Below are 22183 nucleotides of genomic sequence, written 5' to 3' on the forward strand. Positions count from 1 at the left end.
CTTGCCGCCGGGCGTGACGCCCGGCGGGTTACTGCGGCCTCAGACGACATGGATGCCGTTTTGCACCCACAAGTGGTGGCTCGGATCCTCCTGGGCCGTGTATTGGTTATAGTCGATCCCGTCGGCTGTCTGGTTCCCGGTGAGGTTCCAGGTGTCGGTCATGTGCACCGAATCCTTGTCATCACCCTTGATCAACAGGGTGTTGTTGCTGGTTTCGGTAATGGCCACCACATCCGCAAGGTTGAGGGTCAGCGCCACCGAGCTGGTGTCGTTGAGGTCGATGACCTCGATGTCGTGGACCCGCCCGACCAGGTTGCCCAGGTCGATGCTGGCATCGCCGCCACCCCACAGCAGGGTGTCGGTGCCGGTGCCGCCCTCGACGCTGGCGAAGTTCTGGTCCACCACCACCAGGGTGTCATCGCCTGCACCACCTTCCAGCGTGATGTGGCCACCCTGGCTGCCATCGAGGTGGTCGTTGCCGTCGGTGCCGGCGATTACCTCGCTGGAGGCGGCCGCCGCAACGCTGGCCACGGCGCTGCTGTCGTCGCTGTTATCGGCCAGCGCCGAGAACGTGGTCAGGCCCGCAGCATTGTCCAGGTTGACGGTAAGGGTGGCGGTGTCGGTGGTGCCGTTGGGGTGGGTCAGCTCGTAGGTGAAGGTGTCGTGCTGGCCGATCACCGCCGAGGTCAGTCCACTTTTGAGGGTGTAGGTGTAGCTGCCGTCCGCCTGCACCAGCAGCGTGCCATAAGTGCCGACCACACTGACCCCGTTGTAGCCAGGGATGGTGTAGGTGTTGGCGGCCGTCAGCACGCTCAGTACCGTCAGCGCAGAACCAAGGTTGTCGGCGCCGCCGGCGTCGGTGATCAGGTTGCCGCTGACGGCGGTGTAGTTGCTGACCACGAACTCGTTGAGATGCGTGGTGGTGGTGTTGAGGCTGGTGGTGATCGAACTCAGCAACCCGATGCCGCTGGAATTGACGCGGACCTGGTAACTGCCGGCACCCTGGCCTGTGAAGGTGTAGCCTGCGCCACCGCCCAGCAGGGTGAGCAGCGAGCTGCCCGGCACCGACTGCACAAGCACATATTGGCCGGTACTGCTGTTGAGCTTGTACAGCGCGATGGTGGTGTTGCCGAGCAGGGTCAGCAGGTTGGTCGAGTTGACCACCACTTGCAGGTCGGCGCTGGTGTCGGCAGCTACCGTGGTGGTGTAGGTGGCCTGGCGTGCGCCGATCAACGGCAGGCTGAGCGTGCCCAGGGTGCTGCTGCTGGTGTCGACCCGGTTGGCCAGCGTGATGTTGGTGCTGTCGATGTCGTTGACTGCATCCACCACCGTGGCGGGCGCGCCGAGGTTGCTGTCGCTCCAGATCTCCGAGGCTTGCGGGCTGTCGATGCGCACGTAGAGGTTGGCGGCATCGGTCAGGCCGTTCGGGTGCACCAGTTGGTAGCTGAACACATCGACCTTGCCAACGCTGGAAGGGCTGGCGTTGGGGGTGTAGGTGTAGCTGCCGTCGGCGTTGATCACCAGGGTGCCGTACTGGCCCTGCACCGTGGTGCCGGCGCCAGCGGCCACATAGCTGCCGTTTTTCAGCACTTGCAGCACGGCGCCGCTGTCGGGGCCGCGCGAGTCGGTGGTGCCGTCGGTGCCCGGGTCGGTGATGACGTTGCCGGTTGCGGCAGTGCCGGTGCCGGTGAACTGGGTAAGGCTGGTGGTTTCGATGTCCAGCGTGGTGGTGACTTGGGTCACCAGGCCGATACCACCGCTGCCGACGGTCAGGCGGTACTCACCCGCCTGCAGCTCGCCGATATCGACGCGCAGCCCCAGCGGCAGCACGATCAGGTCAAGCAGGCCCTGGCTGCCGCCAGTGGCGATGGTCACCCAGGCGCCGCTGGCGTCTTTCACCTGCAAGGTGAACGTGGAGTTGTTGAGCAACGCCAGCACACTGTTGGTGGTCAGCGTCAGGGTTGGGTCCACCGTGGTGCCGGCCCCGACGGTCCAGGTGAAGGTCTTGCTGAAGCCGGAGAGCAGGGTGGTGAAGCTGTCGTTGAAGGTTTGCGATGCGGTGACCGGCGCCAGGTTGACGGTGGCCGTGGCCAGGTTGTCGCTGGCGATGACCGGGGCATTGGCATCCACATCCGGGGCGGTGATGTTGGCGTTGCCGGACACGTTGTTGCGTGGGTCGGTGAGGGTGATCGTCAGCGTCTGGCCGTTATCCTGGGCAGGGCTGAAGGTCACGGTGAAGCTGCCGTTGGGCTGTACCGTCGCGGTTTGCACCAGGCCGCTGGAGCTGCGCACGGTAACGGTCGCACCGGGCTCACCGCTGCCGGTGAGGGTGCTGCCGTCGGCGCTGATCACCAGGTTGCTGGCGGCCGCCGGTGGGGTGATGTCCGGCGCGGTCAGCGCAGTCCCGGTCGAGACATTGCCTGCACCATCGGTGAGGGTAACGGTGAGCGCCTGGTTGTCCACCTGTGCCGCCGCCAGGCTGACCACGAACAGGCCGTTGGCGCCGACTGTCGCGGTGCCCAGCACGGTACCGGCGCTGTTGCGCACGGTGACGGTGCTGCCGATCTGGCCAGAGCCGCTGACTGCGGTACCGTTGGCGTTGATCGCCGCCACTGGTGCGGCGGGCGGCGTGGTGTCCGGCGCGGTGACGCTGGCACTGCCCGATTGGTTGAGGCCGGCGTCGGTCTGACGTACGACCAGCACTTGCCCATCGTTCTGGGTGGTGGTGAGGGTGACGCTGAAGGTGCCGTCGGTTTGCACCACGGCAGTCCCCAAGGCGCCGCTCGGGCCGGTGACGGTTACCGTCGCACCCGGCTCACCTCTGCCGGTCAGCACGGTGCCGCCGCCAGTCACAGCCAGGTCGGTCGGTGCGGTCGGCGCCTGATAGTCCGGCGCGGTGAAGCTGGTGCTGCCCGACACATTGGTTGCGGCATCGGCCTGGGTCACGCCTAGCACCTGGCCGTTGAGCTGTGCGCTGGCCAGGTTGATGCTGAACGCACCACCAGCATTGACCACGCCGGTACCCAGCACATTGCCGCCGGCATCGCGCACGGTGACGGTGGCACCGGCTTCACCCGTACCGGTAAGGACCAGGCCGTTGGCCGACAGGGCAGTGACCACCGGGTTGGCCGGTGCGGTGATATCGGACGCCTGCAGGAACACCGGTTGTGATTCGCCACCCACCAGCGCCACGGCCGTCACCGAAAGGTACTGCCCATCGAGCTGCGCCGTGTTCAGTTGCAGGGTGAAGCCGCCATTGAGGTTGGCAGCGCCCGTACCGATCAAGGTGCCAGCGGCATCGTAGACACGGATGGAAGCGCCGGATGTCGCAGTCCCGGTCAGGGTCAGGCCGTCTGCGCCCAGTACCACGTTGGCAGGTGGCGCAGGTGGTGGGACCAGAGGGGTGACGTATGTCGCTACCGCCGAGGTGTTGATGCCATCGCTTTGCGTCACGCCCAGGGTTGCGACCGAGCCCGGCGCTGGCGACAGGTTGACCGAGAAATTGCCACTGGCGTCAACCAGTGCCGTACCCAACACAGTGCCTGCCTGGCTGACGGTAACCGTTGCGCCGGCTTCGCCGCGACCGGTAAGCACGTTGTAGTCGGTGTTGATAGCCAGGTTGGTGACTACCGCTGGCGGTGAGGTATCTGCGGCCAGCAGCGTGGCGGGCAGCGAAGCGTTGCCGGCGTCATCGGTGGAGACCACGGTCAGCAGCTGACCGTTGTTCTGCGCCGGGTTCAGCGGCACGCTGAAGGTACCGTCGGCCTCGACTTCGATGCTGCCGACCACGGTGTTGTCCGGGCCACGCACGGTGATGGTGGTACCAGGTTCGCCGGTACCGGTCAGTACCGTGCCCAACGGGTTGAGGGCAAGCTCCGCAGGCTGTACCGGTGGCACCAGGTCTGGCGCCGTGACCTGCAGTGGCGCTGAAGGGTTGCCTGCAGCGTCCTGGGCGATGATGGTCAGCACCTCGCCGTTGATCTGCGGCGTGGTGAGGTTGAGTACCAGTGTGCCGTCGGGGTCGATCACGCCTTGGCCGACCATGTCGCCACGGTCGTTCATGACCGTGACGCGTGCGCCAGCTTCACCGGTACCGACCAGCTGCGTGCCGCTGTCGTTGAGGGTGGCGATGACCGTGGCCGGTGGCGTGGTGTCGGTCGCCGTGATCGTGCTGATCGGCGAGAGGTTCTCGCTGGCGTCCTCGAGGGTTACCTGCAGCAGTTCGCCGTTCAGTTGTGGTGAGCTCAGGTCCACCACGAAGGTGCCGTTGGCAGCCACCGTGGCAACACCGATCTCATCGGTACCGAGGTACACGCGCACTGTGGTGCCTGCTTCGCCGACGCCACTGAGCTGATCGCCGGCGGCGTTCAGGCGCAGCTCGGTTGCCGCCTCAGGCGGCGTGAGGTCCGGTGCGGTGACCGTGACCGGCTCACTGATGTTGCCGGGTGGGTCGGCCTGTTGCACCGACAGCACTTGCTGGTTGATCTGCGCCGGTGACAGCTCGACGCGGAAGCTGCCGTCGGCGAGCACCTGGGTCGTGCCCAGCGCATTGCCGTCGGCATCGGTCACGGTGACCGTCGCACCCACTTCGCCGCGGCCAGTGACCACGCTGCCATCGTCGCTGATGACGACCTCGGTGAGGATGGCCGGTGGGGTGAAGTCAGGTGTTTGCAGGTTCGCGACCGCCGACACGTTGCCGGCTGCGTCAGCCTGGGTCAGGCTAAGCAGCTCGGCGTTGCCCAGGGCCGGGTTGAGGATGACGGTGAAGCTGCCGCTGGCATCCACCAACGTAGTGCCGATTTCGTCGCCGGCGGCATTGGTGACCGTCACGGTCGCGCCAGCCTCGCCGCGGCCGGTGAGGGTTACGCCGTCGCTCGAGATTGCCAGTTCGGTCAGCACGGCCGGTGGGGTGGTATCCAGCGCGGTGATCGCGCTGGGGTTCGACTGGTTGCCCGCAGCATCGGTCAGCACCACCTGCACCTGCTGGCCGTTGGCCTGGGGTGCGTTGAGGTTGACCTGGAAACTACCGTCGGCACGCACGACTGCCGTGCCCAGCACGCTGCCATCGGCGGCGAGTACTTTGACAGTGCTGCCGGCCTCGCCGGTGCCATTGAGCAGGCTCCCACCGCCGGCAAAGGCAAGGTTGCTCGCGGCATCCGGGGCCACACGGTCAGGCGCAGTCAGGCTGACGCTGTTGGACTCGTTGCCTGCTGCGTCGGTCTGTTGCGCGCTCAGTTGTTCGCCATTGATCTGCGCGATGCCCAGGCCAATGCTGAAGTTGCCATCGGCATCGACTACACCGGTGCCAAGCTCGACACCGCCTTGACCGATCACGGTAACGGTGGCGCCCGACTCACCACGGCCGGTGAGGGTCAGGCCGTCACTGGCCAGCACCAGGTTGGTCAGCGGCAGCGGCGCAGTGGTGTCCGGCGCCTGCAAGGTGGCTGGCAACGAAGCACTGCCGTCGGTGCCCACGGCGCTGACGTGCAGCACTTCACCATTGGCCTGGGCGCTGCCCAGGTTGACCGTGAAGTTGCCGTCGTTACCGACCGGCGCGGTGCCCAGCAACACGCCGTTAGGGCCGTAGACATTGACCGTGGTGCCCAGCGCGGCGGTACCGGTGACCACCAGGCCATCGGCAGACAGCGCCAGGTTTTCCGGCGTGTCCGGTGCCAGGTTGCCCGGCGCGGTGACGTTCTGCGTCGGCGAGGTGTTCTGCGCTGCGTCGGTCTGGGTCACGCTGAGGCTTTCACCAGCAATCGCAGCAGGCGTGAGGGTGATCGTGAAGGAGCCGTCACTGCCCACCGCGACGGTGCCCAGCGAGGTGCCATCCGCCGCGCGCACGGTCACCGTGGCGCCCACTTCGCCAGTACCGGTCAGGGTGGTGCCATCGGCGGCGACGGCCAGGTTGGCGACGGCTGCTGGTGGTGTGGTATCAGCCGCAGTGTACGGCGCAATCGGCGACACGTTGCCGGCCGCATCGGTGGCGGTTACCTGCAAGGTCTGGCCGTTGGTCTGGGCACTGCTCAGGGTGACCTGGAAGGTGCCATTGCTGCTGGCCACTGCGCTGCCCAGCACGTTGCCCGCGGCATCACGCACGGTGACCGTGCTGCCGGCTTCGGCACTGCCGCTCAGCTGCAGGCCGGCACCGGCCAAGGCCAACGCGGTTGGTGCTGCAGGTGGGGTGAGGTCGGGCGCGGTGACCGCAACAGCGGTCGAGGTATTGTTGCCCGCGTCGGTCTGGGTCACGCTCAATTGCTGGGCATTGAGCTGTGCACTGGTCAGGGTCAGGGTAAAGCTGCCATTGGCGGCCACCAGGCCCGTGCCGATGATGGTGCCATCGGGGCTGCGCACGGTCACGGTGGCGCCCGCTTCACCCAGGCCAGTGAGAGTCAGGCCGTTGTTGTTTAGCGCAACGTTGGTGAGTGGCGCCGGTGGGGCGAGGTCCGGTGTGCTGAGGGTGATCGCAGGCGAAGTGTTGCCCGCTGCATCCACCTGGCTGACGCCGATGGCCTGGCCGGTCGCCTGTGGTGTGTCGAAGGTCACCGTGAAGCGGCCATCGGCACCGACGGTGGCGGTGCCCACCACGGTGCCGGCGGCGTTGCGCACCTGCACGGTGGCGCCGACTTCACCGCTACCGGACAATTGTTTGCCGTCGGCGCTGAGTACCGGGTTGCCGACCGCGGCTGGTGGTGTGCGGTCCGGGGTTGCCAGGCTGGCAGGGCCAGACACGTTGCCTGCGGCATCGCTGAGCGTGACCTGCAACGGGCTGCCAGTGGTCTGCGCATTCGGCAGGGTGATCTGGAACTGGCCATTCGCATTGACCGTACCGGTGGCCAGGACCGCGCCGCTAGCGTCGCGCACGGTCACCGTTGCGCCCGCTTCGCCCTGGCCGCTGACCACGGTGGCTGCGCTGTTCAGGCTCAGGCCGGTCGCAACGCCCGGTGCCTGCAGGTCAGGCGCCTGCAGGGTAGCGGCGAGTGACGTGTTGCCGGCGGCGTCGGCCTGGGTAATGGTGAGGTTCTGGGCGTTGGCCTGCGGCGGGGCCAGGCTGATGCTGAACAGCCCGTTGCTGCCGACGGTCGCGCTGCCCACCTCGTTGCCTTGGGCGTCCACCACACGCACGGTCGCGCCCACCTCGCCGCGGCCGGTAAGGGTGCTACCGGTGCGGTCGAGGACGAGCTGGTCGGGTGCATCCGGTGCGGTGGTGTCTTCTGCCACCACCGTGGCTGGCACGGACGGCTTGCCGCCTGCCGACAGGCGGGCGCTGACTTGCAGGGTCTGGGCATTGAGCTGGGCGTTGCTGAAGAACACCCGGAAGGTGCCGTCGCTGCCCACCGTGGCGGTGCCCAGCGTAGTGCCGGCGGACGTCACGGTGATCAGCGAACCCACCGTCCCTTCGCCTGTGAGGATGAAGCCATCGGCGCTGATTGCCAGGTCGCTCGGCGTGGCGACTTCAGTGCCGTCAGGGCCCGCCACGTCGACTGAGGTTTCGTTGCCGCCGCCATCACGTACCACAACCTGCGCGGTGTCGCCGCTGGCCAGCGGCGGGGTGATGGGGATCACGAAGGTGCCGTCCGGGCCGGCGGTGCCGGTACCCAGTTCGGTGGTGCCATCGCGCACGATGACGGTGCTGCCGGGTTCGGCGGTGCCGCCGATGGTGCCGCCATCCGGGCTGACCGTAATGTCCGTGGCCGCGGCCGGTGGCGTGGTGTCTGGTGCGGTTACGGTGGACGATGCCGACGGGTTGCCCGCGGCATCGGTGACGACCACGCTTACGGTTTCGCCATTGGTCAGCGCAGGTGCCAGCGGCACCGTGAAGCTGCCGTCGCCTTCTACCGGCACGCTGATCACCGTGCCGTCAGGCGTGGTCACGGTTACCGAGCTTGCACCCGGTGCATTGCCGGTCACCGCGCTGCCATCAGCGCTGACAGCCACATCAGTCGGCAGTGCCGGTGGGGTGAGGTCCGGTGCGCTGGCCTGGCCGGCAGTGGACGCATTGCCAGCGGCGTCGGTGAGGGTGACGTCGAGCAGCTGGCCGTCCAGCTGCGCAGGCGCAAGCGCCACGCTGAAGGTGCCGCCCACGGGTACCACGACGGTGCCCAGCAGGTCGCCGTTGGCATTGCGCACCTCAACGGTCGAGCCTACTTCGCCGCTGCCTTGCAGCGTGGTGCCGTCGGCGCTGACTTGCAGGCCGGTCGGGGTAGCGGGGCCAGTGGTGTCATCGGCGGTGAAGGTGGCCGACGGCGAAGCATTGCCGGCATCGTCGGTGAGGACGACCGACAGTACTTCACCATTGGTCTGGGCCGGGGTGAGGGTGACGCTGAAGCTGCCGTCGGTTTCTATCACGGCATCGCCCAGCAGTTGCCCGTTGGCATCGCGCACTTGCACGGTGGCGCCGGGTTCGCCTTGCCCCGTGAGCACGCTGCCGTCCAGGCTCAACCCCAAGCCTTGTGCAGGCAGTGGGGCTTCAAGGTCATTGGCAGTCACGGTGCCAGCGTCGGAGGCATTACCAGCGGCATCCGCCTGAGTGATGGCCAGCGTCTGGCCGTTGAGCTGCGGCGGGTCGATGGTCACGCGGAAGCTGCCATCGGCTTGCACCACGGCGGTGCCCAGCACTGCGCCGCCGGTGCCGGTAACGCTGACTTGCGCACCGGGTTCACCGGTACCGGTGACGATGGTGCCATCGGCGGACAGGGTCAGGCCGGTTGGGGCATCGGGTGTTTCGGTGTCCGGCGCTGGCAGGTCAACTGCGGCCGACACGTTGCCGGTCGGGTCGCGTTGCTCCAGGGTCAACGCCTGGCCGTTGGTCTGCGGTGGGGCCAGGGTGATCTCGAAATTGCCGTTGTCGGCCACCACGGCGCTGCCCAGTTCGGTGCCATCGGGGCCACGCACGGTGACGGTGGCGCCCGGTTCGCCGGTGCCGGTCACGGTGGTGCCGGTGTCATCGATGCTCGGTGTGCCGACGACTTGCGGTGGGGTGCTGTCGGGGGCAGTGAAATCGACCGGGCCAGCGCTGTTACCGAGGTTGTCGGTGGCCTCAACGGTCAGGCTTTCACCATTGCGTTGGGGTGGGCTGACGGTAACGTCGAAGCGCCCGTCGGCACCCACTGTGGTGGTGCCCAACACGGTGCCGTCGGCGGCGCGCACGGTAACGGTCGAGCCGGTCTGGCCTGTGCCGGTGAGGTGGATGCCGGCGCTGTCGATGGCCAGCCCGGAAGGTTGCAGCGGGCCGTCCAGGTCCGGCGCGATGAGGGTGGCGGTCGAGGTGTTGCCTGCGGCGTCGCGCAGCACGACGTCGAGCTCCTGGCCATCGGTCTGGGCCGGGGCCAGAGTGAGGGTGAAGGTGCCGTTCGGGCCGACCACGGCAGTGCCCAGCGGCGTGCCCTGGGCATTGCTGACCTGCACGCTGGTGCCGGGCTCGCCACGGCCGGTAAGGGTCACGCCATCGGCACTGAGCACCAGGTCGGTGGCTTCGTTCGGTGGGGTGATGTCGGGGGCGCTGATCTGGGTCGGCAACGAGCTGTTGCCATCGGCGTCGATGGCCACCACGTCGAGCAGTTCGCCGTTGGCCTGCGCCGGTGTCAGGCCGATGGTGAAGTTGCCATCGTTACCCGCTTGCACGCTGCCCAGCACATTGCCTTGGGCATCGCGCACTTCAACCAGGCTGCCTACCGGGGCAGTACCGCTGATGGACGTGCCGTCGGCTGCCACCACCAAGCCGGCCGGGCTCTCTGGAACCGGTATCTGCGGCACGATGATGCCGAGGCCGACCGATGCGTTGCCCGCAGCGTCGGTTTGCACCAGCACGATGGACTCGCCCGCGTTGAGCGGCGCGTCCAACTCGACCAGGAAAGTGCCGTTCGGGGCTACGGTACCCGTCCCGATCACGTCGCCATCGGCGTTGCGCACTTCGACCGAAGCACCGGGTTCACCGCGGCCGGAAATCACCACGCTACCCGCGCCCGCTACCACATTGGTGATGATGTCGGGGGCGGTAATATCTGGCGCAATGAAGGCCAACGGAGCAGAGCTGTTGCCTTCGGCATCGGTCACCGTTACGGCCAGTGCTTCGCCGTTGGCCTGGACAGGGTCGAGGGTGACGCTGAAGGTGCCGTCCAGCTCGACGATGGCGCTGCCAATGACCGTGCCGTTGGCGTCGCGTACCTCTACCCGGGCACCGGGTTCGGCGCTGCCGGTCAGGGTTTCACCCGCGGTCAGGGTAAGGTCGGTGGGTTGCTCCGGCGCTACCAGGTCCGGGGCAGTCAGCGGGCTCGGTTGCGACACGTTGCCCGCAGCATCGGTGAGTGTCACTTGCAGCGACGACCCATCGATCACCGGTGTGTCCAGCTGCAGGGTAAAGCTGCCGTCAGGCAGTACCGTGCCAGTCCCTATCTCTTGCCCTTGATCGTCTACGACGGTCACCGTCGCGCCGATTTCACCACGGCCGGAGACCGTGCGGCCATCGGCACTGATGACCAGGTTGGTCGGTGCGTCTGGTGCAGTGATATCACCGCCACCGGTGTCGATATCGGGTGCGGTGACGTTGCCGGCAGTCGAGGCATTGCCCGCGGTGTCGGTCGCGGTGACCTGCAGTTGTTCGCCATCGACTTGTGGCGGGTCGAGGGTGACGCTGAAGGCACCGGTTTCACCGACCACGACGCTGCCCAATACCGTGCTGCCGTCGGCCGCCAGCACCCGCACGGTGCTGCCTGGCTCGGCACGGCCGGTGACCACGCTGCCATCAGCGCTCACAGCAAGGTCGCTCGGGATGGCTGGCGCGGTGATGTCAGGCGCGGTGACTTGGGCAGGTACGGACGATGCGCCGTTGCCATCGACTGCGCTCACGTCGAGCAGCTCGCCGTTGGCTTGCGCCGGGTTGAGCACGACGGTGAAGGTACCTTCAGCACCGACCACCACGCTGCCCACCAGCACACCGTTGGCGTCGTGCACTTCGACACGGCTGCCCACTGCGGCACTACCGGTAATGCTGCTGCCGTCGGCGGCGATGACCAGGTCAGTCGGGCTGTCCGGGGCTGGGACCAGGGGGACTTCGAATTGCAGCGCTTCGGAGGCGTTGCCGCTTGGGTCGGTCTGTACCAGGCTCAGCTGACCACCAGGTTGCGCAGCAGGGTTGAGGTCGATCAGGAAGGTGCCGTTGGCCAGCACTTCGCCGGTGCCGATCAGGTTGCCATTGGCGTCCCGTACTTCGACGGTGGCACCGGGTTCGCCACGGCCGCTGAGGGCCAGGCCATCATTGCCGACCACGATATTGCTGACTTCGGCGGGCGCGGTGATGTCCGGCGCGTCGAACTGCAGCGGGGTGGACGTGTTGCCGGCGGCATCGACCAGGCGTACGTCCAGCGCTTCGCCATTGGCCTGGGCCGGGGAGAGGGTGAAGTTGAAGCTGCCGTCCGGGCCGACTTGGCCGGTACCGATCACGGTGCCTTCGGCGTCACGTACCTGCACGGTTGCGCCCGGTTCGCCACGGCCGGTCAGGGTGATGCCGTCGGCCAGCGCCAGGTCAGTGGGCTGCTCGGGTGCCTGCAGGTCTGGCGAGGTGACAGAGCCTGGCTGGGAGGTATTGCCCGCCGCATCGGTGAGCACGACTTGCAGGCTGCTGCCGTCGTTGACGGCTGGGTCCAGGCTTATCTGGAAGGTGCCATCCGGGCCAACGGTGCCGCTGGCCAGTACGTTGCCGTTGGCATCACGCACTTCCACAGCGGCACCGATTTCGCCGCGGCCGCTGATTTGCGCGCCAGCCAGGCCGATCACCAGTTCGGTGGGTGCATCAGGGGCAGTGGTGTCGCCGCCGTCAATGTCCGGCGCGGTGACGTTGCCTGCGGTCGAAGCATTGCCTGCGGCGTCGGTGGCAGTGACCTGCAGCTGCTCGCCGTCCACCTGGGGTGGGTCGAGGGTGATGCTGAAGGCGCCGGTCTCACCGACTACGACAGTGCCTAGCACGGTGGTGCCGTCGGCAGCGAGGATACGCACAGTGCTGCCAGGCTCGGCACGGCCGGTGACCACCGAGCCATCGGCGCTGACAGCCAGTTCGCTTGGAGTGGTTGGGGCGGTGATATCGGGCGCAGTGACCTGGGCGGGCAGGGAGGCCGCACCACTGGCATCGACTGCGGTTACGTCGAGCAGTTCGCCATTGGCCTGGGCTGGCGCCAGCGGCACGGTAAAGGTGCCCTCGAGGCCGACCACGACCGTGCCGATCAGCGTGCCATCAGCACCGCGTACTTCGATGGTGCTGCCCACGGGGCCGTTACCGGTAATGCTGCTGCCGTCGGCGGCGATGACCAGGTCGGTCGGGCTGTCCGGGGCAGGGACCAGCGGTACTTCGAACTGCAGCGCTTCGGAGGCGTTGCCGCTTGGGTCGGTCTGTACCAGGCTCAGCTGTGCGCCGGGTTGTGCAGCAGGGCTGAGGTCGATCAGGAAGGTGCCGTTGGCCAGCACTTCGCCGGTGCCGATCAGGTTGCCATCGGCGTCCCGTACTTCGACGGTGGCACCGGGTTCGCCCCGGCCGCTGAGGACCAGGCCATCATTGCCGACCACGATATTGCTGACTTCGGCCGGCGCGGTGATGTCCGGTGCGTCGAACTGCAGCGGCGTGGAGCTGTTGCCGGCGGCATCGACCAGGCGTACGTCCAGCGTTTCGCCATTGGCCTGGGCCGGGGAGAGGGTGAAGTTGAAGCTGCCGTCCGGGCCAACTTGGCCGGTGCCGATCACGGTGCCTTCGGCGTCACGCACCTGCACGGTTGCGCCTGGTTCGCCACGGCCGGTCAGGGTGATGCCGTCGGCCAGCGCCAGGTCAGTGGGCTGCTCAGGTGCCTGCAGGTCTGGCGAGGTGACGGAGCCTGGTTGGGAGGCATTGCCCGCCGCATCGGTGAGCACGACTTGCAGGCTGCTGCCATCGTTGACGGCTGGGTCCAGGCTTATCTGGAAGGTGCCATCCGGGCCAACGGTGCCGCTGGCCAGTACGTTGCCGTTTGCATCACGCACTTCTACAGCGGCACCGACTTCACCGCGGCCGCTGATTTGCGCGCCGGCCAGGCCGATCACCAGTTCGGTGGGTGCATCAGGGGCAGTGGTGTCGCCGCCGTCGATGTCCGGCGCGGTGACACTGCCTGCGGTCGAAGCATTGCCTGCGGCGTCGGTGGCAGTGACCTGCAGTTGTTCGCCGTCCACCTGGGGTGGGTCGAGGGTGATGCTGAAGGCACCGGTCTCACCGACTACGACACTGCCCAGCACGGTGGTGCCGTCGGCAGCGAGGATACGCACAGTACTGCCTGGCTCGGCACGGCCGGTGACCACCGAGCCATCGGCGCTGACGGCCAGTTCGCTTGGGGTGGTGGGGGCGGTGATATCGGGCGCAGTGACCTGAGCGGGCAGGGAGGCCGCACCACTGGCATCGACTGCGGTTACGTCGAGCAATTCGCCATTGGCCTGGGCTGGCGCCAAAGGCACCGTGAAAGTGCCCTCGCCGCCGACTACGACAGTGCCGATCAGTGTGCCATCAGCACCGCGTACTTCGATGGTGCTGCCCACGGGGCCGTTACCGGTGATGCTGCTGCCGTCGGCGGCGATGACCAGGTCGGTCGGGCTGTCCGGGGCTGGGACCAGCGGTACTTCGAATTGCAGCGCTTCGGAGGCGTTGCCGCTTGGGTCGGTCTGCACCAGGCTCAGCTGTGCGCCGGGTTGCGCAGCAGGGTCGAGGTCGATCAGGAAGGTGCCGTTGGCCAGCACTTCGCCGGTGCCGATCAGGTTGCCATTGGCGTCCCGTACTTCGACGGTGGCACCGGGTTCGCCACGGCCGCTGAGGGCCAGGCCATCATTGCCGACCACGATATTGCTGACTTCGGCGGGCGCGGTGATGTCCGGCGCGTCGAACTGCAGCGGGGTGGACGTGTTGCCGGCGGCATCGACCAGGCGTACGTCCAGCGCTTCGCCATTGGCCTGGGCCGGGGAGAGCGTGAAGTTGAAGCTGCCGTCCGGGCCGACTTGGCCGGTACCGATCACGGTGCCTTCGGCGTCACGTACCTGCACGGTTGCGCCCGGTTCGCCACGGCCGGTCAGGGTGATGCCGTCGGCCAGCGCCAGGTCTGTAGGCTGCTCGGGTGCCTGCAGGTCTGGCGAGGTGACGGAGCCTGGTTGGGAGGCATTGCCCGCCGCATCGGTGAGCACGACTTGCAGGCTGCTGCCGTCGTTGACGGCTGGGTCCAGGCTTATCTGGAAAGTGCCATCCGGGCCAACGGTGCCGCTGGCCAGTACGTTGCCGTTTGCATCACGCACTTCCACAGCGGTACCGATTTCGCCGCGGCCGCTGATTTGCGCGCCGGCCAGGCCGATCACCAGTTCGGTCGGTGCATCAGGGGCAGTGGTGTCGCCGCCGTCGATGTCCGGCGCGGTGACACTGCCTGCGGTCGAAGCATTGCCTGCGGCGTCGGTGGCAGTGACCTGCAGTTGTTCGCCGTCCACCTGGGGTGGGTCGAGGGTGATGCTGAAGGTACCGGTCTCACCGACTACGACAGTGCCTAGCACGGTGGTGCCATCGGCAGCCAGCACACGCACAGTGCTGCCAGGTTCGGCACGGCCGGTGACCACGCTGCCGTCGGCGCTGACGGCCAGTTCGCTCGGAGCAGCGGGTGCGGTGATGTCGGGAGCAGTCACTTGGGCCGGGAGGGACGAGGTGCCATTGCCATCAATCGCCACCACGTCGAGCAATTCGCCATTGGCTTGCGCCGATTCGAGCACGACGGTGAAGGTGCCATCGGGGCCGACCACCACGCTACCGACCACTGTGCCATTTGCATCACGCACTTCGACACGGCTGCCGGCCGGGGCAGTACCGGTGACGCTGGAACCGTCATCGGCGACGACCAGGTCGTCCGGGCTGGGCGGTACCGAGGTCAGCGGCACTTCGTATGCCAGTGAGGGCGAAGTGTTGCCGGCGGCATCCACCTGCACCAGGCTCAGCTGAGCGCCGGGTTGTGCCGCGGGGGCGAGGTCGATCACGAACGTGCCATTGGCGCTCACGACACCACTGCCAATCACGTTGCCCTCGGCATCGCGCACTTGCACCGTGGCACCGGCTTCGCCGCGGCCTGCCAGCTGCAGCCCATCGGCACCCACCACGATGTTGCTGACCAGTGCCGGCGGGGTGATGTCCGGCGCATCGAATTCAAGGGGCGCCGAGCTGTTGCCGGCGGCATCGACCAAGCGCACGTCCAGCGCTTCGCCGTTGGCCTGGGTTGGGGACAGGGTGAGGTTGAAGCTGCCGTCCGAGCCGACTTGACCGGTACCGATCAAACTACCGTTGGCGTCGCGCACCTGCACGGTTGTGCCAGGCTCACCGCGGCCGGTCAGTGTGGTGCCGTCGGCCAGCGCCAGGTCGGTAGGTTGATCGGGTGCCTGCAGGTCCGGCGAAGTGACCGAGCTAGGCTGCGAAACATTGCCGGCGGCATCGGTGAGCACGACTTGCACAGTGCTGCCGTCCTTGACGGCCGGGTCCAGAGTGATCTGGAAGCTACCGTCCTGGCCAACAGTGCCGGTGGCCAGCACGTTGCCGTCAGCATCCCGCACCTGCACGGTGGCGCCTGCTTCGCCGCGACCGCTGAGCTGTGCACCGGCCAAGCCGATCACAAGGTCCGTCGGTGCGTCGGGAGGGGTGGAGTCGCCGCCGCCGATATCGGGCGCGGTGACATTGCCTGCCGGCGAGGTATTGCCCGCAGCGTCCTGGGCAGTGACTTGCAGTGCCTGGCCATCAGTTTGCGCGGGTTGCAGGGTGATACTGAACTGCCCGTCGGCACCTGCCACGGCGGTGCCCAGCACAGCACCGTCGGCGCCACGCACTTGCACGGTGGAGCCCGGCTCGGCGCGGCCGGTGAGTGTGGTCCCTTGCTCGTTGACGACCAACTCGCTCGGGGCTGCAGGAGGGGTGACATCCGGCGCGGTGATGACGCCGGCCTGTGAAGTGTTGCCGGCGGCATCGGTGAGGGTCACATCCAGGTTCTGACCGTTGGCCTGGGGTGTGGTCAGCGTGACATCGAAGGTGCCGTCGGCGCCTACGGTACCCGTGCCTACCAGGTTGCCGGCCGCATCACGTACGTTCACCGTGGAGCCTGCTTCACCACGCCCGGTCAGGCGCAGGCCATCTGGCGATACCAGCAGGTCGATGGGCGTGGCAGGGGGGGTAGTTTCACCAGGCTCGGAACCACCACCGCTGCTGCCGCCGCCACCGCCGCTGTCAGCGGCGGCCGCCGCACCCCCGATGCCCAGCAGGCTGAGCCCGGCAATCGCCCAGGTCGGTGTGGCGCTGCCGGCAACACCAATACCGGCTACCAGTTCATCCAGCGAGGCCACTTCGTCGAAGGTGAAACCGGTGAAGGCGACCGGATCGTAGTTCGCGTGCCATAGGGTGCCATCTTCGCCGACGAAGACCATGTCACTGCCGACGCCCGCCTGGTCCACCGCGAAGAAGTTGCCAACGGTGACCTTTTCCCCTGATTTGAGCGTGACGATAAGGTCCTGGCCACGCCGGGTGACGGTTGCCACCTGGTCGGGAGCGACGGGCATCTGAACGACACCCGGGCTGTTGAGCGTGATATTGCCGAAGGCGCTCTGGGTGGCGACTGCGGATTGCTTATCGGCGACGACGATGTTGTCCATGGATGCTCCCTGCTGGTGTGCGGTACTTAGGGGCGGCTTGTGCGCCCTCTGGCTGGCGCAACCTTTCCCGCTAGCGGAATCGATTGCGCGCAGCTAGGCCGTGTAACGGCTCTGTTACCGGTGGTAGAGGAGATATAGCAGTCCGATGGGAAGCAACCAGAGGCTTTCTGGGTTAATCCTTTGGTAGGGATGGGTCTAGCGCAGGCCTAAGCGACGAGCCAGGCGGCTAAGGTTGGCGCGGTCCAGGCCCAGTTCGCGGGCGGCGGCGGCCCAGTTGTCCTGGTGGCGCTGCAGGCAGGCATCGATCACCTGGCGCTGGTAGCTGTCGGTCGCTTCGCGTAAGCCACCCTCGGGCAAAGACGGGGCGGGTAGCGTTGCAGGGGAGGGTGATTGGGGCACGGCTGTGACGGGGCGAAGATCCATATCATTGGCCTCCAGGGTGAGGATGCGCGGCCGATCTCGGTGCTGGCCCATGGCCTTGAGGGCGGAGCGGCCGATCAGGTGCTCCAGCTCCCGCACGTTGCCCGGCCAGTCGTAGGCCAGCAGGGCGGCCTGGGCTTCGCTGCTCAGACGCAGGCTGTTCAGGCCCAAGCGTGATCGATTCTGTTCGAGGAAATAACCTGCCAATAGCAGTACATCACGCCCACGTTCGCGCAATGGCGGTACCTGTAATGGATAGACGCTGAGGCGGTGGTAGAAGTCGGCGCGGTAGTTGCCGTTGCGCACTTCGGCGGCCAGGTCGCGGTTGGTTGCCGCGATCAGGCGTACGTCGACCTGATGCTCGCGGTCCGAACCCAGGCGCTGCAGTTGCCCGCTCTGCAGTACCCGCAGCAACTTGGCCTGCACGGTCAGTGGCAGCTCGCCTACTTCATCGAGAAACAGCGTGCCCCCGTTGGCCAGCTCGAATTTGCCGCGGCGCTCGCCGTGGGCGCCGGTAAACGCCCCGCGCACGTGGCCGAACAGTTCGCTTTCCACCAGCGTGTCGGGTAGCGCAGCGCAGTTCAGGCTGATCAAGGGTTTGTCGGCGCGGTTGCTGGCCTGGTGCAGGGCCTGGGCCACCAGCTCCTTGCCTACGCCCGTTTCGCCAGTGATCAATACCGTAAGGTCACTGCCGCCGACCAGGCGGATTTCTTCCAGCAGGCGCTTGTGAGCCGGGCTTTGACCGATCAGCTCTTTGCCTTGGCCGCTGGCCTGGCGATAGATTTCGGCGCGGTGGTGTTCATCCTCGGCGCGCAAGGCCAGGTGTTCGATGCGTTCAGCCACGGTAACGGTGGCGGCGGCCAGGCTGGCGAAGGCCTGCAAGGCATCCAGCTCCAGGCTTTGAAACTGGCCGGGGGTGAGGGCGTCGAGCGTCACCAGGCCCCACGGGCGCTCGTCGACCATCAGCGGGCAGCCCATGCAGTCGTGCACCTCCAGGTCGGCGTCAGGCACGTTGACCAGGCCGTCGTAAGGGTCGGGCAGCTCAGAATCACTGGCAAAGCGTGTGGGCTCGGCGCGGCTGAGCAGGATCTGGAAGCGCGGGTGCTCGCTGACCTTGAAGCGCCGGCCCAAGGTATCAGCAGAAAGCCCATCCACGGCCAGCGGTACCAGCCATTCGCCATCCAGGCGCAGCAACGCTGCCGCGTCGCAGGGCAGCAAGCTACGCATGGCCTGCAGCAAGCGGCGATAGCGCTCTTGGTCCGGCAGGTCGCGTGACAGGTCGCTGACCAGGGGGAGTAGTGCGGTAAGCAGCGGTTTTGCGGTCATAAAGACTCCTGATGGTCGTTATGACTATACGCCGGGGTGGGTCATTTTGACATGACTGCAGTCAATGCCCCGATTTTACTGGGCTGAAGAGTTGGCACGATTGATGAAATGGCTTGATTAACCATTTGAATCCCAGGCTCAGGAGTCGTTGCAAATGCTCAGTTCCGAACAACGTGCAATCATCAAAGCCACCGTCCCCCTGCTAGAAACCGGCGGCGAAGCGCTGACCACCCATTTCTACAAGATGATGCTCAACGAGTATCCCGAAGTGCGCCCACTGTTCAACCAGGCCCACCAGGCCAGCGGCGACCAACCGCGTGCACTGGCCAACGGCGTGCTGATGTACGCGCGCCACATCGACCAGTTGGAGCAACTTGGCGGTCTGGTCGGGCAGATCATCAACAAGCATGTTGCCTTGCAGATTCTGCCGGAGCATTACCCGATCGTCGGCAGCTGCCTGCTGCGGGCCATCGAAGAAGTGCTTGGCAAGGAAATCGCTACCCCTGAGGTGATCGCGGCCTGGGGCGCGGCCTACGGGCAACTGGCCGATATCCTCATCGGCGCCGAGGAAGGCCTTTATAAACAGAAAGAGCAGGCCACTGGCGGCTGGCGCGGTACCCGCGAATTCCGCCTGGTACGCCGCGAGCGCGAAAGCAGCGAGATTGTTTCCTTCTACTTCGCGCCTGTCGATGGCAAGCCGGTGCTCAAGGCCGAAGCCGGCCAGTACATCGGTTTGCAGCTGTTCATCGACGGTGCCGAACAGCGCCGTAACTACTCGCTGTCGGCCCTGTGCGATGGCACGCAATACCGCATCAGCGTCAAACGTGAAGAAGGCGGCAAAGTCTCCAGCTACCTGCATGACGAATTTGTTGTCGGCCAAACGCTGCAACTGTTCCCGCCTTCCGGCGACTTCACCCTGGCCGCCAGTGACAAGCCGCTGGTGCTGATCAGCGGCGGCGTCGGCATCACCCCAACCCTGGCCATGCTCGAGGCTGCCCTCGAGACCCGGCGCCCGGTGCACTTCATTCACTGTGCACGTAACGCCCAGGTGCATGCATTCCGTGACTGGGTCGACGGGCTGGCCGAGCGTTACCCCCAGCTCAAGCGCTTCTATTGCTATGCCGAAGATGACGGTTCGCGTGGCGCCCATGCGGTTGGGCTGTTGAGCCAGGACCTGCTGGGTGAGTGGATGCCAGGCGAGCGTGATGTGGATGCGTACTTCCTTGGGCCCAAGGGTTTCATGGCGGTTATCAAGCGCCACTTGAAAGGCCTGGGTGTGCCGGAGCAGCAGAGCCGCTATGAGTTCTTCGGGCCGGCGGCGGCTTTGGAATGATGGGCTGACTGCACTGCCCCCATCGCCGGCAAGCCGGCTCCCACAGATGGATCACCGGCCTCAAGGGCAGTGGTGGACCTGTGGGAGCCGGCTTGCCGGCGATGGGGCCGGAGCAGGCAACCTTTATATAAGGAAAAATGAAACCTTCTCCAGCCATCGTTCATCTTTAATCCTCCTTTAATCACTGTATCCTTCACTCCCGGGTGTCGAGGGGCTTGCCCCTGCGCGGCACCTGGGCAGCCGCTTTTTTGCCGGCCGGCGTTGAACCGACGTCACCGCTGCCGGTCTGAAGCCATCACCGGATAGCCCTGCGCTGCGCTGTCTCGCCGCTTCCTCGACACGCTAACGGCCAAACCTGCGTGTAGACTTGCGCCCAGGCAGGCGGATCACGCTGCCACCTATCCATCGAAGGAATCGGCAATGAACGAACAACTATCGCGCCTGAATCGGGAACGGCGCTTTCTGGTGCTGCTGGGGGTGATCTGCCTTGCCCTGATCGGCGGTGCGCTGTACATGCAGGTAGTGTTGGGCGAGGCACCGTGCCCGTTGTGCATCCTGCAGCGCTATGCCCTGCTCTTTATTGCCATCTTCGCCTTCATTGCCGCGGCGATGCCCGGGCGGCGCAGCCTGACCGTGTTCGAGGGGCTGGTGGTGCTGAGTGCAATTGGCGGAATCGTTGCGGCTGGCAACCATGTGTATATACTCGCCAACCCCATGGTCAGCTGCGGTATCGACACCCTGCAGCCGATCGTCGACGACCTGCCGCTGGCCAAGCTCTGGCCGCTGGCATTCCAGGTCGACGGCTTCTGCAGCACGCCATACCCGCCGATCCTCGGCTTGTCGCTGGCGCAGTGGGCACTGGTAGCGTTTGTGCTGACCGCCATTCTGGTTCCGCTGGGTATCTACCGCAACCGGCGCCGGCCTTAGACATAAGTCCCGATTTCGCTGTGGTCTTTTGCACCCACAGACAGAAGGGAAAAGTTGCCGCCCGCTTGCTTCAGATCAACCACAAAGCCTTGCAGGATGCGGGTTTGAGGGCTATCAAGCGGGGTGCGACAAACTGTCGCGAAGTTGAATAATTGCACTCTATTGTTACGCATTCTGTAAAAGACTGTTGCTCAATAAGTCATAGTCAAGGGTTGGCGACCTCACTACAATCGCCCCCAATTTCCGTTCGGCACTGCTTGCGAGTCGCAGGATTGAAGGAAGCCCCAGCGCTTTCTTTTGCTGACTTCGTCAAGTTTCGCCCAGCGGCGATACCGGGCGGATACCCCTCCGCGTTTTCCCGCACCAAATGGACTTGGTCTGAAGTACAGGCCTGTTGCCTACGAAACCATAAGCACCGCTAACACGCTTGAGCCAAGGTCCTGCAGTCGGACCCCAGGCAGGAGCGAGTACGGGCGCGAAATGCCTCACTTGGCAGGACGAAGTGCTGGCTACCAAAACACAAATTGCATTGAAGCAAGCTGATCTAGAGGTCGTGAGATGAGTAAAAAGCGTTACCCCAGACTGTTTGGCATATTGCCCTTTTTAGGCATGCTTTTACTCAGTGGGTGCAACTGGACCCTGCTCGACCCGAAGGGTCAGGTCGGCATTGAGCAAAAGAACCTCATCCTCATCGCTACCGGCCTGATGCTGCTGGTGGTGATCCCGGTCATCATCATGACCGTGGCGTTCGCCTGGAAGTACCGTGCTTCCAACAAGGCGGCCACCTACACGCCTGACTGGTCGCACTCGACCAAGATCGAGGCTGCGGTGTGGATCATCCCGATCCTGATCATCATTGCCCTGGGTTATGTCACCTACAAGTCCACCCACAAGCTGGACCCGTACCGTCCGCTGGACTCCGACGTCAAGCCGATCCAGATCGACGTGGTCGCACTGGACTGGAAGTGGCTGTTCATCTACCCGGAGCAGGGCATCGCGACGGTCAACAAGATCAACTTCCCGGCTAACACCCCGGTCAACTTCCGCGTCACTTCCGACGCCGTGATGAACTCGTTCTTCATCCCGGGCCTGGGCGGCCAGATCTACGCCATGGCCGGCATGACCACCAAGCTGCACCTGATCGCCAACGAAAACGGCGAGTTCGACGGTATCAGCGCCAACTACAGCGGCGCTGGCTTCACCGGCATGAAATTCAAGGCTACTGCAACCTCTCAGGAAGACTTCGACAAGTGGGTCGCCGAAGTGAAGCAGTCGCCTCTGAAACTGGGCAAGGCCGAGTACGAAGCACTGGCCAAGCCTAGCGAATACAACCCAGTCGCGCTGTACAGCGAGGCGCCAGCGGAGCTGTTCCAGACCATCGTCGACAAGTACGAAGGCATGAACCGCGGCAAGCCGGTCCACGAAGAAGCAGGCAGCAAAGATCTGGCCACCACCACGGGTGTGGAATCGAGTACGCAACCAGCTGCCGGTGCAGAGGAGTAAGAG

General features: G+C 65.7%; 5 protein-coding genes. 3 read left to right on the top strand and 2 right to left on the bottom strand.

The window, feature by feature from the left end; translation table 11 throughout:
* Window positions 1-39: 39 nt before the first annotated feature.
* Both ACFY68_RS06435 and norR read right to left on the bottom strand, forming a co-directional pair.
* Window positions 40-16671: a BapA/Bap/LapF family large adhesin gene (locus ACFY68_RS06435; RefSeq protein ID WP_387524691.1), complete on the bottom strand. Its 16632-nt coding sequence runs from the start codon at window positions 16669-16671 to the stop codon at window positions 40-42.
* Window positions 16672-16866: 195 nt separating this feature from the next.
* Entirely contained in the window at window positions 16867-18417 is a 1551-nt protein-coding gene (norR, locus tag ACFY68_RS06440) for a nitric oxide reductase transcriptional regulator NorR (protein ID WP_387524694.1), read from the bottom strand.
* A 154-nt stretch (window positions 18418-18571) separates the two neighbouring features.
* Here norR and hmpA point away from each other — a divergent pair, with 154 nt between their 5' ends.
* The 3 genes from hmpA to cyoA all read left to right on the top strand — a co-directional run bounded on the left by hmpA (window position 18572) and on the right by cyoA (window position 22180).
* A complete protein-coding gene (gene hmpA, locus ACFY68_RS06445) occupies window positions 18572-19750 on the top strand; it encodes an NO-inducible flavohemoprotein (protein WP_387524697.1) in 1179 nt (392 codons plus the stop codon).
* Between the two features lie 420 nt (window positions 19751-20170).
* Window positions 20171-20677, top strand: coding sequence for a disulfide bond formation protein B (locus ACFY68_RS06450; protein ID WP_346612053.1), 507 nt, complete (start codon window positions 20171-20173; stop codon window positions 20675-20677).
* Between the two features lie 558 nt (window positions 20678-21235).
* Window positions 21236-22180, top strand: coding sequence for a ubiquinol oxidase subunit II (gene cyoA / locus ACFY68_RS06455; RefSeq protein WP_346612052.1), 945 nt, complete (start codon window positions 21236-21238; stop codon window positions 22178-22180).
* Window positions 22181-22183 lie beyond the last annotated feature (3 nt).

Source organism: Pseudomonas sp. NPDC012596, from assembly GCF_042902325.1.
Classification (GTDB): Bacteria; Pseudomonadota; Gammaproteobacteria; order Pseudomonadales; family Pseudomonadaceae; genus Aquipseudomonas.